The 15,546-nt window shown below is 69.7% G+C and carries 14 protein-coding genes; 5 read left to right on the top strand and 9 right to left on the bottom strand.

Going from position 1 to position 15,546, the window contains the following annotated elements:
* Window positions 1–71: 71 nt before the first annotated feature.
* From EUA94_RS17440 to EUA94_RS17415, 6 genes are all read right to left on the bottom strand, one after another.
* Window positions 72–1,103, bottom strand: coding sequence for a glycosyltransferase family 4 protein (locus EUA94_RS17440; protein ID WP_129428173.1), 1,032 nt, complete (start codon window positions 1,101–1,103; stop codon window positions 72–74).
* Window positions 1,096–2,244, bottom strand: a complete 1,149-nt coding sequence (locus EUA94_RS17435; RefSeq protein ID WP_129428172.1) for a hypothetical protein — start codon at window positions 2,242–2,244, stop codon at window positions 1,096–1,098. Before EUA94_RS17435 ends, EUA94_RS17440 begins: the two co-directional genes overlap by 8 nt.
* On the bottom strand, window positions 2,241–3,296 hold the full coding sequence (locus EUA94_RS17430; protein ID WP_129428171.1) for a glycosyltransferase family 4 protein: 1,056 nt from the start codon (window positions 3,294–3,296) through the stop codon (window positions 2,241–2,243). The genes EUA94_RS17435 and EUA94_RS17430 overlap by 4 nt, the downstream gene beginning before the upstream one ends.
* Entirely contained in the window at window positions 3,287–5,560 is a 2,274-nt protein-coding gene (locus EUA94_RS17425; protein WP_129428170.1) for an N-acetylneuraminate synthase family protein, read from the bottom strand. The genes EUA94_RS17430 and EUA94_RS17425 overlap by 10 nt, the downstream gene beginning before the upstream one ends.
* A 63-nt stretch (window positions 5,561–5,623) precedes the next feature.
* Complete coding sequence (locus EUA94_RS17420; RefSeq protein WP_242494942.1) at window positions 5,624–6,292, bottom strand: acylneuraminate cytidylyltransferase family protein; 669 nt, start codon at window positions 6,290–6,292, stop codon at window positions 5,624–5,626.
* 8 nt (window positions 6,293–6,300) lie between these two features.
* Entirely contained in the window at window positions 6,301–7,350 is a 1,050-nt protein-coding gene (locus tag EUA94_RS17415) for an RNA-binding protein (protein ID WP_129428168.1), read from the bottom strand.
* 61 nt (window positions 7,351–7,411) lie between these two features.
* Here EUA94_RS17415 and EUA94_RS17410 point away from each other — a divergent pair, with 61 nt between their 5' ends.
* Complete coding sequence (locus EUA94_RS17410) at window positions 7,412–8,320, top strand: glycosyltransferase family 2 protein (protein ID WP_129428167.1); 909 nt, start codon at window positions 7,412–7,414, stop codon at window positions 8,318–8,320.
* Here EUA94_RS17410 and EUA94_RS17405 read toward each other — a convergent pair.
* Together EUA94_RS17405 and EUA94_RS22240 are read right to left on the bottom strand one after the other, a co-directional pair.
* A complete protein-coding gene (locus tag EUA94_RS17405; RefSeq protein ID WP_207210609.1) occupies window positions 8,305–9,324 on the bottom strand; it encodes a CgeB family protein in 1,020 nt (339 codons plus the stop codon). The two genes, EUA94_RS17410 and EUA94_RS17405, sit on opposite strands and share 16 nt — an antisense overlap.
* A gap of 4 nt (window positions 9,325–9,328) precedes the next feature.
* Complete coding sequence (locus EUA94_RS22240) at window positions 9,329–9,820, bottom strand: acyltransferase (RefSeq protein ID WP_207210608.1); 492 nt, start codon at window positions 9,818–9,820, stop codon at window positions 9,329–9,331.
* Window positions 9,821–10,106: 286 nt separating this feature from the next.
* Here EUA94_RS22240 and EUA94_RS17395 point away from each other — a divergent pair, with 286 nt between their 5' ends.
* Complete coding sequence (locus EUA94_RS17395) at window positions 10,107–11,684, top strand: glycosyltransferase family protein (RefSeq protein ID WP_129428165.1); 1,578 nt, start codon at window positions 10,107–10,109, stop codon at window positions 11,682–11,684.
* Between the two features lie 251 nt (window positions 11,685–11,935).
* Window positions 11,936–12,712, top strand: a complete 777-nt coding sequence (locus tag EUA94_RS17390; RefSeq protein ID WP_207210607.1) for a class I SAM-dependent methyltransferase — start codon at window positions 11,936–11,938, stop codon at window positions 12,710–12,712.
* Here the strand turns inward: EUA94_RS17390 and EUA94_RS17385 are convergent.
* Entirely contained in the window at window positions 12,701–13,570 is an 870-nt protein-coding gene (locus tag EUA94_RS17385; protein ID WP_129428163.1) for a glycosyltransferase family 2 protein, read from the bottom strand. The two genes, EUA94_RS17390 and EUA94_RS17385, sit on opposite strands and share 12 nt — an antisense overlap.
* An 87-nt stretch (window positions 13,571–13,657) precedes the next feature.
* On the opposite strand from EUA94_RS17385, the gene EUA94_RS17380 reads away from it, so the two are divergent.
* A complete protein-coding gene (locus tag EUA94_RS17380; protein WP_165356975.1) occupies window positions 13,658–14,542 on the top strand; it encodes a glycosyltransferase in 885 nt (294 codons plus the stop codon).
* Window positions 14,539–15,528, top strand: coding sequence for a glycosyltransferase (locus EUA94_RS17375; protein WP_340640868.1), 990 nt, complete (start codon window positions 14,539–14,541; stop codon window positions 15,526–15,528). The genes EUA94_RS17380 and EUA94_RS17375 overlap by 4 nt, the downstream gene beginning before the upstream one ends.
* Window positions 15,529–15,546: the final 18 nt, after the last annotated feature.

Raw genomic sequence — 15,546 nt, 5'->3', positions numbered from 1 at the left:
CCCACCCAACACAACGCGCTGCAAGCAGTCCTCAACCACCTCGAGGCCGCCTGACGTTGACACAGGGCTACTCATCGCACCCCCAGGTCGTCGAGAAGGTGGTGCACGCGCCGCCGGCCGGCCTGCGGCGAGTACTGCCCTCCCCAACGCGAGCGGGCCCGATCCGTCACGGCCTGCCGCTCGTCCGCGGAGACCGCGAGCGCGCGCGTGATCACGCGGGCGAGGTCGCCCGCATCGCCCGCGCGCGCCACCCAGGGGTGGTCCGGACCGGCCACCTCGGGGAGGGCGCCGGCGTCGGAGACGACGAACGGCACGCCGGCCGCCATCGCCTCGGCCACGACGAGGCCGAACGGCTCGGCCCAGACGCTGGGGAAGACCACGAGGTCCACCTGCTGGAAGAGGTCCGCCGGCGCGACGTGGCCGAGACGGACCGCGCGGTCGCCGAGCGCGCCCACCGCGGCGTCGACCGTGGCGACCGACTCCGCCTCCACGTAGCGCGTGTCGCCGGCCAGGAGCAGGCGTACGTCATGCGGGACCGCCGCCACCGCGCGGGCGAGCACGTCGACCCCCTTGTCGGTCGACAGCCGGCCGAGGTAGCCCACGGTGGCCGAGCCGCTGACCGGCCCGGGGCGGAGGGGCAGGCGCGGCAGCTCCTGGGTCCAGTTCGCGTGCGGCGTGCTTCCCGGGATCCGGGAGGCCGCGTCGTGCGACGGCACGACGGTGGCGAGCGCTCCGCGCCGGGCGACCACGACAGCCAGCTCCTGCGCGCGGCCGCGCGGCGCCTGGTGCAGGTGCACGATCCGGTCCGGACGTCCCGAGGTCGCGAAGGACGGGACGAGGCCGTGGCACCACAGCACCCCCCGCCGTTGCTCGCGGTCCCAGGCCCGGAGCCGTGGGAGGTAGTCCCGCCTGCCGGTCGCGCGGATCGCGACGACCTCGGCGCCGGCGGCAGCCGCCGCGTCCAGCACCTCGGTCGGCGAGTCCGGCGCAACGACGGTCACGGGGTGGCCGAGCTGCAGCAGCGCCTCGGCGTGGCGCAGCAGCATCATCTCGCCACCCCCCAGATCGGGGTTGTTGGCGGCGAGGTGGATCCGGTCAGCCATCAGGTGGGCTCTTGGGCACGGGAGTCAGCACGTGTCCCAGGGCAAACGCCACCACGATCGCCACCGGGGTGTCGAGCAGCACCTCGCCCAGGGTGACCGCCATGACCGCAGTGCCGATCGCCGCCGACTGGACGGCGGCGGCCTTCACGTCTGCGTGCGACTGGTGGGCCAGGACGACGAAGCAGTAGGCGAGCAGCCCCAGGATGATCAGGAGCGCCGGCCAGCCACCCTCCTGCCTGGTCGCGAGGTAGCTGTTGTGGAAGAAGAACTCGACATCGCGGATGCTGACTCGGGCGCTGCCGGGACCGTTGCCGTACCACGGCGACGTGGCGATCTCGACGTTCTCCTGGGCGATGATCCGGTCGCGGAGGTTGTCGCTTCCGGTCCTGTTCGAGAAAGGTCCGAACGAGACCACGTCCTCGGGGATGTTCTGCACGAGCCACACCAGGCTGACGGCCAGCACGGTGCCGGCGACCTGACCCATCCGCCGACCGAACCAGATCCAGATCACCGCGAAGACCGCCGCGAGGAGGCCGGTGCGCGAGTAGCAGAGGATGAGTCCGGCGACGATGGGGATCGCGAAGAACACGCGCACCTTGAGCCGGTCGTCGCAGAAGTAGATGGCGATCACGCCGAGGACGGCGATGAAGTAGGCCCCGGCGTTGGGGTCGCCGAGGTAGCCGGTGAGCCGGCCGGGGTAGTAGTCGCCCCCGATGCCCACGATCGCCATTCCGATGATCGCGGCCAGGCCCACGGCCATCCCCAAGGCGGCGGAGCGGAGCGAGACGCGTCCGGTGCCGAAGGCCCAGATGAGGCCAGCCATGATCCCGATGTGCCCGACCCGCCGCACCCAGTCGAGGTGGTTGGCCAGGCCGGAGAGGACGAGCAGCGTGATGAGCGACGCGACCAGGATCGTCACGAGGGTCGGCAGCTTCGCTCCGCCGCGCGCAGGCCGGAAGACGCACAGACCGACCAGTGCCAGCATCGCCAGCTCGTTGAGGGGTGCGGGGCCAGCGTCGATGCCGCGGGGGATGAGCATCGCCATCAGCACGAAGTCGCTCATCCGGATCTCGCGGTCCGCCTCCGCGGCGTGCTCGACCGTCCGGTCCGGGAGCTTCCAGGGCGTGCTCTTCGCGTTCATGCCGTGGCTCCCGCGCGGACGTACGTCGCCGCGATCCGCGTGCACATGTCCGCGACGCTCGGCCAACCCGCCAAGCCAGGACGCGCCTCGGGCTTGAGCCCCTGGTCGGCGAGGGTGGCGGCGACGTCTGCCGCGTCCGTGGGCTCGACGAGCGAGCTCGCGGGCAGGATCTCGGGGTTGCCGCCCACCGGACTCGCCACGACGCCCATGCCGCGTGCCGCGGCGTCGAGCAGCGCATAAGAGCAGTTCTCCCAGACCGACATCATCGCCAGGACGTCGTGCTCGGTCATCGCGGCGTCGGGGTCGACGAAGCCCGGGAGGGTGACGCTCGGCGCCAGGCCGAGCCGCTCGACCTGCGCTCGTAGCACGGCCTCCTCCGACCCCGTCCCGGCGAGCGTCAGGCGCGCCTCGGGGTGCGTGCGGTGGAGCTCGGCGAAGCCGTCGACCAGCGCCGGGAGGCGCTTCTCGGGGGAGAGCCGGGCCAAGGAGAGGATCCGCAGGCCGGGGCCTCGAGTCGGCGCGTCGACCGGGTCGAGGCCGTTGGGGATCACCGTCACCGGGTCCTTCGGGTGCCACTTCTCCACCATCGCGTCGGCGGTGGCCCTGCTGACCGCGATCGCCGCGTCGAAGCGACGCAGTCGCGCCGTGTGCGCCAGCGCCATCACGCGTCCCTTGGCCGACGACCGGTGGTAGACCACGTCGTCGCGGGCGATGCCGTGCTCGGTGGTGACGAGCCGCGGGCCGCGCACGACCAGCGCGGCCACGATGTCGGCGTAGGCGAGGTGGCTGTGCACGACGGCGGGACGCTCACGGCGTACGACGTCGCGCAGCGTGGTGACGGAGGCGCGCAGCCCGTGGTCCGGCCCGAACGACCCCTCGACGACGGTTGCTCCCGCCTCGCGCAGGCGGCCCGGCAGGTCGCCGGGAGGGGTCAGGACGACCACTCGCCACCCGGGAACCCCGGATCGCACCACGTCCAGGACGTGGCGAGCCACGCCGCCCAGGTCGCTCACCGGGACGGCCCACAGTGCCGTGGGTTCGCTCAGAACCATTGCTCCAGCCGCTCCAGGGCGATCCAGAAGCCTTCACCGTCATTGACGTGCCCCTGCCAGATCTCGGGGATGAAGCTCACGCCCGGGCACATCGCGTCGAGCTGCTGGGCGAGCACCGCCCAGTCGATCTCGCCGTCGCCGACCTGCACGCCCTCGCCGTCGACGCCGGTGGCATCGACGAGGTGGAGGTGCTCGGAGTGCGGGGCGAGGAGGTCGGTCGCGTCGGCGAAGGACATCCCGAGGTAGTTGGCGGACAGCTTGGTGTGCGACACGTCGAAGCACAGCCGCCGGCCGTGACGCTCGGCGAACTCGGCGGTGTCGCGCGGGTCGACGAAGAGGTTGCAGTAGAGCTGGCCGCCCATGTACCAGGGGTACGGCGGCAGCGTCTGCGCGCACAGCCGCACACCCGAGTCGTCGATCCTGGCCAGTCCGGCCGCCACCCGGTCGTACATCCGCTCCCGCTCGGCGGGTGCGACGAACGCGTCGGTCGTGAAGCCGCCGAGGCTGGCCACGATGACCGGGCCGTCGGTGACCCCCTTGGCGTCGGCGCTCTGCGTGAAGTGCTGCTGCATCTCGCGGGTCGTGTCGACGACGCGCTGGAGCTCCCGGATCGAGCGCTCCCAGTGGTCGTCGTCCTCGGAGGCCAGGTTGAGCAGGAAGTCGCCGGCGAAGAGGTCGGGGGAGTGCGTCGTGAACCCCATCGGCAGGCCGCCGTCGTACGCCGCGAAGACCTCCTCGACCGGCAGGTCGAGGTCCTTGTAGGAGAAGTGGAACTCGAGGAAGTCGGGGGCGGTGTCCCGGGTCATCGCCTCGATGTCGTGGTAGCGCGTCGCCAGGCCCCACGGACGCCGGAAGTCGTACGCCCGGCCCTTGGGTGCCGCGTCACCCAGGTCGGTGGCGTAGAAGAAGTCCCCGGCCTCCAGCGCGCGGGACGTCGTCCGTCCCACGAGCTTGTCGAACGCGTTGGGCTGGAGGCCGCGACCGGGGCTCTTGATGTCGATGTCGGCAGCGGCGAGGGTCTCGCCGACCTCGATCCGACGCGCGGCGACGAGGGACTTGGCCAGGTTGACCCGGTTCATCATCTCGCCGGTGGACACGGCGCGGGGCGCGGCAGTGCCGAGCGCCTCCTCCACCTCGCGGACCCGCTGCACCATCTCGCGGAACTCCCCGGGCAGCAGGCTGACCTTGTGGTCGTTGCCCTCGAGCTCGCGGTCGAGGGTGAAGTGCTTCTCGATGATCCGCGCGCCTAGGGCGACCGCGGCGACGGGCACGTGGAAGCCCCGCTCGTGGCCCGAGTAGCCCACCGGCACCTGGGTGAGCTCGGCGAGCCGGGTGAGGTAGGTGAGGTTGATGTCCTTGAACGGCGCCGGATAGGTCGACTGGCAGTGCAGGAAGGCGTGCGCGACGCCGGTGCTGCGCACCACCTCGACCGTCTCCCGGATCTCGCCCTCGGTCGACATGCCGGTCGAGATGACCATCGGCGTGCCGCTCGCGGCCATGTGGCGAAGCAGGGCGTGGTTGGTCATGTCGGCGGACGCGACCTTCAGCGAGGGGATGCCGTAGTCGACGAGGCGGTCGACGCTGACCGGGTCCCACGCGGTGCACATGACCTCGATGCCGACGTCGCGGCAGTGGTCGAAGACCTCGAAGAGCTGGTCGGCCTCGAGGTTGTACTTCGCGAGCAGGTCGAGCGTGTACTGCGGCCCCAGGTCCTCGCCGCCGGAGCCGGACGAGCCCTGACGGTAGAGCGACTCCATGTCGCGGAGCTGGAACTTCACGATGTCGGCGCCGGACTCGACGGACAGGTCGACTAGCTGCTTGGCCAGCGACACGTCGCCCTGATGGTTGATGCCGATCTCGGAGATCAGCACCGTCGGCGCGTCGGCGGCCACCACGTGGCGACCGATCCGGAGCTCGTCGGCACGGTTGATCGCGATCGCGACGAGGTGGCCGCGCTCGTCGACCAGGGCGACGTGGTCGATGCCGGAGCCGAAGGCGTGGGAGATCTCGGCGGGGCTGCTACCGATCGGCAGGCTGCGGGGCGAGGTGTTCGCGGCTTCGATCGCCGGCACGTCGACGGTCAGGCTCGCGGCACCGCTGACCCAGCGCCGGAAGTCGCCGTCGGACAGCACGCCGTCGAGGTGGCCGTGCGAGTCGACGAGGAAGATCACCCGCGCCTGGTTGGCGGTGATCTTCTCCAGGGCGCGGAGGACCGGGTCGCCTGAGTAGACGACGTAGGGCGTGAGGTCACGCTCGATGATCAACGCAGAGGCCTTCCGTGGGTGTCCGTGCACCTCAACCGTAACGAGACGGACGAGATCTCGTGGTCACACGGGCCGACGAGCCGTCAACAACCTCGCGGCGAGCGCCACGTCCAGCTCGGTGTCGATGTCGATGCCCTCGTCCTCGGTCATGACGAACAGGCCTATCCGCCCACCGAGCCGGTTGTCGTGCTGCTCGTAGATCTCCGTGCGGGTGACGTAGAGCGACCCCGTCTCGCGGTAGCGGCGGGTCTCGTCCGTCAGGTCCTGCCGGCGGGGCCGGGCAGCGACGTCGTACGCCGCCGTGGGCGGGTCGCCTTCCTGCCAGATGAAGGGTGGCTGCTCGACGACGCCCACCATCGAGTCGACGCCGGTGGCGGCGAACTCGGCGAGCGCCCGGCCGAGCGTGTCGTCATGGCGAACGGGCGAGGTCGCCTGCAGCAGCATCACGGCCTCCGGGCGGTCGCGCTCCGCCGTGACCTGCTCGATGGCGTGGCGGATGACAGGCTCTGTGGGCGTGGTGTCCTGGGCGAGCTCGGCGGGTCGCAGCCACGGCACCCGTGCTCCGGCCGCCCGGGCGACCGCGGCGATCTCGGCGTCGTCGGTGGACACCAGCACGTCGAGGCCGGCGACGGCGAGTGCCTGCTCGATCGTCCAGACGATGAGCGGCTTGCCGGCCACGTCGAGCAGGTTCTTGCGGGGGACGCCCTTGGAGCCGCCCCGGGCGGGGATCACGCAGAGGGTCACCGGACGGCACCGCTCACGATCTCGGCGATGCGGCGCGCGGGCTCGACCGCCGGCCGGTCAGGCGCGGTCGTCGGCGTAGAACCGAGGCGGTGCATGCCGTAACGCTCCCAGAACTCGCCCAGCCATGCCGGAGGTCGCGGGAAGTCGACCCAGGCGTCGCGTCCGCGTGCGGCCGCCTCCAGCACACCCGTGGAGAAGACACTGACGATCGGAGACTCGAGGTCGACCAGCGGGACGCTGCTGGTGTCGACGGTGATGCCTGCACGGGCGTACGCCGCCAGCACGGCCCGCGACGTCACGTCCCGCTCGGAGGGGTGGGGTCGGTAGATGGCTCCGTGCTGGCGGCAGGTGGTCAGCGCGGCGTGCGCGAGGCGGGCGCGAGCAATCTCGGCTGCGTGGCCCTGGCCCAGGTAGACCAGTGACACTCTGGTCGAGGACGGCGCCCTGCCGTCCGTCGCCAGGCTCCCGGCCGCCCACAGGAGTTGGCTCCCGGTCGTCGTCACCGACACGTCGTCACGCCCGGCGGTCCAGAACTCGCCGTCTACGTCGCTCCACGCCAACAGGCGTGCGGCTCGCGGCAGCGGGGGAGCGAACGGTGTCAGCGCGCCGTGCTGGGACACGAAGAAGGGAAGCGCCCGGTCGTCCGCCAGCGCGAAGACCACCTCGCCGATCGCCGTGTAGTGCCCGGCGGCCAGCACCACCCGCGGCGCCACGTCCGACGGGAGGTCTGCCAGCGGGATCGAGCGTCGTCGGTGGCCGACGTACTCCGGTGGAGGCTGCCAACCGACCGGCGCCACGATCGCGGTGCGACCTGGCGCCAGGTGGGTCAGTGGGGCGACCACGGCCCGGTCGACACTGGTGTGCGTGGCCTCGACGGCGACCAGCACGTCGGCGTCCGGCCCGGGGGTGAGCACGTCGACCCGAGCGCCTGCCGGCGGCCGTACGCGCGTCCGAGCAGCGCGAGCCGCCTGGCGAACCGGGTGGCGCCACTCGTGCCAGCGCCGCCAGGCCACGAGGTCGCCGGGATGGTTCAGCACGTCTCCCATCCCTTCTCTGCTTGGTCCGCTGGCCACGGCACGCAACGGTCCCACGGTAGTGTCCGAACTCGTGCCCGAGTCCCGCCCCACCGTCTCCGTGGTGATGATCGTGCTCAACGGAGCACCGTGGATCGGCCAGCAGCTTGACGCCCTCGCGGCCCAGCGCGACGCGCCCGAGGCGTGGGAGGTCGTGGTCGCCGACAACGGGTCGACGGACGGAACGCAGGGGATCGTCTCTGAGCGAGCGCGGTCATTTCCCGTGCCCCTACGACTCGTCGACGCCTCCGGCACGCCCGGGGCGAGCCACGCCCGCAACGTCGGAGCGTCGGCGGCCCGCGCCGACCTGCTCGCGTTCTGCGACTGTGACGACGCGGTGGGCGAGAGCTGGGTGCGCGAGGCGACCCTCGCGCTCGCGGAGCACGTGTGCGTCGGAGGGCGGATCCGTGCGATGACCAGTCCTCAGGACCCCGGGTCCGACGTGCTCAACCCGAGCGGACTGCACGGCCGCGGTGTCCAGAGCTGCAACTTCGGAGTCAGGCGTGAGGTCTTCTTCTCGGTGGGCGGCTTCGACGAGAGCCTCCCGCCCTATGGCTGCGAGGACTCCGAGTTCTCACTTCGGGTCCTCGCCCACGGGCACGAGATCGCGTCCGCCCCACGCATGGAGCTCTACTTCCGGCAGACCGTCGGGTTCCGCCGGACGCTCGCCAAGGTCTATGCCTCCGGCGTCGCCGAGACGTTGATCTGGCACCGTCACCCGCAGAACTTCGGCCGCCCGCTCACCTTGGGCGCCGTCCTCGTAGACGTCGTGCGGTGGCCCCTCGCCACACTCCGCTCGACCGCGTCCGGCGGGGTGACCATCAAGGACGTGGCGCGATCGGCCATCACGGCATGGGCCCACGTGGTCGGTTATCTGACGTGGGTGCGCACGGGACGCGCCGGAAGGCCCCGACTCGTGCTCGAGCCCTACGACGTCGACTGACGCGGGGTGTCCCACGCGCCCTCGAGCACGGCGACGCGGTGGTCGAACGTGTGCTCGGCGAGGGTCCGTCGTCGGGCCGCGACCCGGATGCCGTCGGCGTCCGACCCTTCGAGGGCGACCCTGCGACACAGCTCGAGCAGCTCGTCCTGGCTCGAGAAGGTGAGCACCTCCGCTCCCGGCTCGTACAGGGGCTCAATGTCCGTGCGGTCCACCAGCTGCACCGCTCCGACGCCTGACGCCTCGAACGTACGCATGGTGAACCCGTCCTGGTCGCCGTGCAGGTTCAGCGTGGCGGCGGACGAGGCCATGACGTCGTACGCCGTGGCACGTGACACGTCGCGCTCGGCCGGGATCGAGGGGGCGCCGATCCGCCAGGTGCGCAGCCGGTCGACCGGGTGCTTCGACCAGTCGCGCCCGTAGGCCACCACCGGCACTCCGTGGTCGTGGAGGTGGGTGAGGGCACGCGCGCGGACGGGGTAGCGGGCGCCGACGAAGCTGACGCGGTGCGTACGCGCGCCCGTCGGCGACGGCACCAGCCTGTGGTCGTAGGCGAGCGGCAGGTGTCGTGAGTCGAGTCCAGCCGATGCGAACGCCTCGTGATCGCGTGCGGAGTAGGTGGCGATCGGGCCGATGCCCGTGAGCACGTCGACCGAGTAGCGCGTGCGCCGCAGCTCGTCGTAGAGCCACGTCACTCGGGGCAGGCCGGCGAGCGACTCCCAGAACTGCGGGCCCAGCGTGTCGCCCTTGACCACGAGCACCGCCTCCGGACGTGCGTCCTCGACGACCGAGGCTGCTCGCTCGGTCTCCTCCCGTCCCAGTCGTCGCAGCGATCCCGCGCCGAGCTTGTGGGGGAGCTGGTGGCGCACCTGGAAGGCAGCGCGCCCCATCAGCCCGCCGTGGTCGTCGTACACGTGGGTGGCCACGTCGTGTCCGCGCGCGCTGAGCGCGGCCGAGATCGCGGAGTGGTAGCCGTGGAAGCCAGGACTGACCAGCAGGACCCTCAACAGATCACGCCCCGGTGGGGCGCGCCGGAATCCCGACGACGGTCTGGCCGGGAGCGACGTCACGGGTGACCACCGCGTGGGCACCGACAGTCGCCCCGTCGCCGATCGTGACTCCTCCCAGCACGACCGACCGCTGGCCGAGGAAGACGCGGTCGCCGATGGTGATCGCACCGGTGCCGTGCACGCGGTGCCGGTCGTCCCTGTCGTGGTCGGAGGATCCGACGAACACCCCGTCGGCGAGCACGCAGTCAGACCCGATCGTCACCGGGTCCAGCGCGTGGAGGTGCACGTCATGGCCGAGGTAGGTGTTGTTGCCGATCCGCAGCTCGCCACCTCCGGGTTCGCTGGCGAGCCACGCACCCTCGAACACCGAGCACCCGGCGCCGAGGTGGATGCGCTCGACGCCTTGGAGCCTGCGAGGTCGGACAATGACCGAGCCCTCGCCGATGCTGCCGAAGGCGGGTGCATAGACAACCCCCGTGATCAGTCGGCCCACGCGCCAACGGAGTCTCGGTCTGACTTCCGTGAGCCGCCGCGTCATCGTCACGGGTGCAACTCTAGTGAGCGGACAGGCAGGTCGGCTCGGCAGCGCTCCCTGGGCCAAGTAGGACGCGTCGATCTCGTATCAGCATTCAACGGCAGGTGGGTGGCGACGGCGTCCACCCGTCCGGCCTCGGCACGCCGCAGATGGCCATACCCGTCAAGGCGTGGCTGGCCTCGCTCGCCTGACAACGGGGTACCGTTCCTCCGGCCAGTAACCTCACGCCGACAAGGGCACCTCCGTGATCAGCAGACCCACGCTGCACCGCGGCGTCGCTCTCATCCTCGGCATCGTGCTGCTCATCGTTGTCGGACGCACTGCGACGGCCCCCCTCTACGGCCCGTACGACTACGACCCGTCGACCGTGCTGTTAGCTGCAGTGGCCGCGGTCGCGGTGCTGGTCGCACTGGCACTGGGCGCGGCGCGAGCGAGATCCGTGCTCGAGGCACGGCCATGGGTCCGACGCGGTCTTGTACTCGGCTCGCTGGCGGTCATGGCGTGCGTCCAGCTCACGATCGCGCCAGCGATCCGGATGCAGGCTGGATGGGATGCCTCGGTGGTCGCCGAGATCTCCGAGGCCATGGCCCGCGGAACCACCACCACGGAGCACGAGGTCTACCTGGGCCTCTACCCCAACAACGCGCTCATCATCGCGATCCTCCACGGGTGGGATGACCTCGCGCTGGCGGCCGGCCTGGGCGACGTGTGGCCAGCCGGGATCGCACTGAACTCGCTCGCCATGGTTGGCGCCATCGGCCTGGCCTACCTCGCAGCACGACGCATCGGCGGTCCCGCCGCGGCGTACCTCACCCTCGCGCTCTGCGCGGTCTTCATCGGCCTGTCGCCGTGGGTCACGTCGGTCTACTCCGACACCCTGACGATGCCGTTCGCGGCTGTCGTGCTGTGGCTGTTCAGCATTGAACGCGACACGCGAGGGACCGCCGCCCGCGCCTCACTGTGGGCGGCCATGGGGGTCGCGGCCATCGCCGGTTACTCCCTCAAGCCCACCGCCATCTTCCCGCTCCTCGCTGCCGCCGCCGTAGCCCTCCTGCTTGGAGCCGCAGCGGTACGGACCTCGTGGCGCCTTGTTCTGGCGTGCGCAGCTGCCACCGCCGTCGGTGCGGCCGTCACGACCCTGCTCGTGTCGAGCTTTGTTGACGCGCTCGGCCTGCCCCCGTCACCCGAAGCGACGCAGGAACAGCTCACCGTCACCCACTTCCTCAAGATGGGCGCCCAGCAAGGTCCCGGCGTCCACAACGACTACTACGGCGGGTTCTCCGGCGCGGACGTCATCGAGACGCGAGCCATGGACGCCGACGACAGGTCAGCACGCAACGTCGAGCTGTACGCCGACCGAGTCGCAGAGATGGGTCCGGTCGGCTACCTGACCTTCCTCGAGCGCAAGGCCACCTGGACGTGGGGTGACGGGTCGTTTTTCGCCTGGGGCGAAGGCACGCTGCCCGAGCAGCCGGCACCGTGGTTCGCCACGGACCCGGCCAGTACCAGGATCCAGCAGTGGTTCGGTCTCTACGGGTCCCAGTACGACGTCACGTACGCGGTCTGGCAAGGAACCTGGCTCATCGTGCTGCTCCTCGTCGCCGGCGCCGCCTTCACCCGCCGAGCATCGCTCATGGCTGCGACGCCGACGATGGCACGACTCACCCTGCTGATGCTCGGTGCGTTCCTGCTGCTCTTCGAGGCGCGAGCTCGCTACGTCTTCCTGTTCCTGCCCTACGTGCTCGTGCTCGCTTCGCTGACCCTCGCCGCGATTGCCAACGCAATCGTCAGGCGCCGGATCCGCTCCCATGACCAGCTCTGAGCGCCCGTCTTCCCGCAGAAGGGGTGAGCGGCCTTTCGTCGTGCCTGGGCGCCCCCACACTGGCCGGATGGCCGCGAACCGCGATGACCCCGGGCCGAGCTGTTGCAGGACCGGCGCGCTGGCGAGGCGCTTCGCCAATAGGCCCTGCGGCTGCCCGCGTCATCGTCACGGGTGGAAATCTAGTGAGCGGGCAGGGCGAGGCGGCGCCGGACTCGGGCATCGCGCGCAGTCGGCGTGCGAACATGACGTCCGTGCCCAAGTCTGTCTCCAATGCCCAGATCGAAGCGATTCCTGGTTGGTTTCAGGAGTACGACGTCGACATGTTCCGCCTGCTGCTGGAGCGCACAGCCGAGGCAGGCGGCGACCTCGCTGAGCTGGGGGCTTACCTAGGCAAGAGTGCGGTCCTGATCGGGAGCAGCCTTGCACCGGATGAGCGCTTCACAGTCATTGACCTGTTCGGCTCCGAAGCAGGTGAGGAGGCCAACCGTGCCGAGAACGCCGACCAGTATCTCGGGTTGACACGAGAGGACTTCGAGCAGAACTACCGTCGAGTCCACGGAGAGCTTCCGGACGTCGTGGTCGGTCTCTCGGCGTCGGTCGTGGACCACGCCAGACGTGGCACCCACCGTTTCGTCCATGTCGATGCCGGTCACCTCTACGACAATGTCGTGGAAGACATCGACGCGGCGCGAACCCTGTTGAAGCCAGACGGCGTGGTGGTCTTTGATGACTACCGGACCGAGCACACCCCCGGAGTCTCCGCGGCAGTCTGGCGGAGCACCGCAGAAGGACTGCGTCCGTTCGCCGTAACACCGGTCAAGCTCTATGCCACGTTCGGCGATCCGCAGCCATGGTTCGACGCCGTGCAGGAATGGGTTGGTGCATCTCGCTGGAAGCACGAGGTGCAATCGGTTGCCGGGAACGACATCGTGCGTCTGTGGTGGGAGGCCGAGCGCACGACAGCCTTGCCGCTGAGGAACGGCTTGCGCGAACGCGCGGTGCGCAAGCTGCGGCGACTACGGGGCTGAGACGCCTTGTCGACGGGCCTCGACCAACTTGCCTGCCTCGAAGGCCATCAGAGTCAGCCACATCCGCCGCTGGTTGCGTCCACCACGCCATGGGAAGCGCTTGAGCAGCAGCAGCTCGTGGTGGATCCGGCGCAGGGTGGACTTGGGCACCACCTCGGTCGGCCGGAACCTGGCGTAGAGCATGGCCGTGCCGCGCCCGGAGTTGTACTGCTGGCGCAACACCCCGCGCAGGTCAGTGCGGATGCGGTAGTGGATGAGGCCGCCTGCCACGTAGGCGAATTCGTAGCCCAGGTCGCCCGCGCGCCAAGCGAAGTCGATCTCCTCGCCCCCGGCCGGATAGTGCTCGTCGAATCCACCGACCTGCTCCCATACCTCGCGCCTCAGGCCTAGGTTGCAGCCGATGCCGTACGACCTGCCCTCCCACGTCTCGAAGAGTTGCGTCGTGCGTTGCTCGATGGGCACCCAGCTGGCCGAGCGACCCGACAGCAGGGCGGTCTCGACGGGGCCGCTCACAAGCGGATGGTCGGCGAGGGCCGACGTCATCGCGGCGACCCAGCCGGGTGAGACCCGGTCGTCCGCGTCGCAGATGAGGATCAGGTCGCTGGTGGCGTGGTCGATGCCGACGTTGCGTGCCACCGACACCCCTTGGGCGCGGGAGGCGTCCACCCGTCGAAGCCCTGCGAGACGTTCCTGCCACGACGTGACGACCCCGGCGAGGTCGTCCGTGGACCCGTTGTCGGCGACCACCACCTCGAAAGGTGGCGCGCCGTCCTGCTCGCAGAGTGCTGCTAGCTGTTCGCCGATGACGTGGGCACCGTTGTACGTCGGGATGACCACGGAGCAGCGGGGCGAGGTCACCCGTGAAGCCTAGGACACGTGGGGCACCAGACGGCCGAGAACCGGCGGGACTCCTGCCCCCGCACGAATATGTGCTGTGATCTGGCTGTGGACGCTCTTCGATATGCCCGCCGGGTCAAGCACGCAGTCTTCGTGGCGAAGAAGAAGGGTCGCGTCCAGTACATCAAGGCCAAGGACGTCGCCTTTACGGCGTACGACAGGCGCTTTCCCTACGAGCTCGACACCGAGAAGCACCGCGACCGGTGGGGGAACATGCCCCGGATGTACTTCCTGCACCGCGACCCTCCGGAGGGGACCCGGACGACGCTCACGGCACCACGCCACGTCTACCTCTTCTGGACGGGGTCGAACCCCCTGACACCCGCGCGGGAGCTGGGGGTCAGCTCGATCCGGAGTCACAACCCGGACCTCGACGTGGTGGTGGTGACCCCCGACAACCTTCCCGACTTCGTCGTGGAGGGGCATCCCCTGCACCCGGCCTACGAGAACCTGTCGCTCAACCATCGGTCTGACTATCTCCGTGCCTATTTCATGCACCACCACGGAGGGGGCTACTCGGACGTCAAGCAGACGGACCACTGCTGGCGAGCGGGGCTCGAGCGGCTCAACTCCACCCCCGAGTTGTGGTTGATCGGCTATCCCGAGGTGAGCTCGTCCAGCTGCGGGGGGCGCGATGCAAGGCTCGGCCCCGACATCCGGCGTCACTTCGCCTCGCTCATCGGGTGCGCGACCTACTTCGTGCGTCCCGGCACGCCCTTCACGGCGGAGTGGTTGCGTGAGCTCGACCGACGGCTCGACTACTACGCGGACGAGATCGCGATCACGCCCGGCAGCACTTGGGGCGACAACCAGGGCTATCCGATCGCCTGGATCGAGCTGGGCTCGGACGTCTTCCACCCGCTGCAGCTGAAGTACCTGCGACACATCGCCCAGGACGCCGCCTTGCTCCCGCACCTGGACGACCACCGGTGACGGCGCGGGCCGGGGACCACGTAACCTCTGGACCCGAAGTAACGGTGATCGTCGTCAGCTACAACCATGCTTCGTTCGTGACCGAGACGCTCGACTCGATCCGTGCTCAGACCTACGCGCCCTCTCGCGTCATCGTTGTCGATGACGCTTCCACTGATTCGTCCGCCGAGGTCATCGCTGAGTGGGTTGCGAGGAACGGTGGCGCCGACATCGACCTAGTGATGCGTGCCGAAAACCAGGGTCTGTGTCGAAATCTCAATGACGCGCTGGCCACTGTCGACACTTCGCTCTACGCCTATGTTTCAGCGGACGATCGGATGCTTCCTCACCGCCTGGAGCTCCAGGTTGATCGCTGGGTGGCAGGTGGCGGGACGGCAGCCGCGGTCTACTCCGACGCGCACGTCATCGATGAAGACGGAGCCTCGACTGGCGAGGACTGGAGCCAGATCCAAGAGTGGTCGCAGATCGGCGCCCTGGAGGGACGAGACCTGTTTGACGACCTGCTCAAGTTCAACTGGATCCCGGCCGTCTCAGTGCTGCTCAACACCGAAGCCGTTCGCGCAGTCGGGTGCTACGACGACGCCCTGTTCTACGAGGATCACGACCTGTGGCTCCGCTTGTCCCGCTACGGGGAGATTCTCTGCGTGAGAGAACCCTTGGTCGAGTTCCGCGGCCTCACATCATCGCTCGGGTCGACCCACTTCCACCGTGATGATGCCCGCTACCAAGCGGCCAGCTTGCACATCTTGTTGAAGAACTATGGCTACTCCGCAGCAGGCGATGAACATCTTCGAGAGGTCATGCCGGTCCTCGCCATTCGACTGTGGAGCGCGGGCGTTGCTCCAGACCTGGTCGGGCGCGCTCTGGCACTCACGGCCCGCGGACGATCGACGCCCGGCCTCACGGTGCGCCGACTGCTGCTCCGTGCAGGCGTGAAGCGCGAGCCTGCTCTACTTCGGGCCGCGCGCGATCGGCTCAGGGCCTGAGCCGTCGGTCATAGTAGA

This window comes from Nocardioides zhouii (assembly GCF_004137345.1).
GTDB classification, from domain to species: domain Bacteria; phylum Actinomycetota; class Actinomycetes; order Propionibacteriales; family Nocardioidaceae; genus Nocardioides; species Nocardioides zhouii.
Note: the sequence above shows the minus strand (reverse complement) of the source record. Positions and strands in the feature narration are given on the sequence as shown.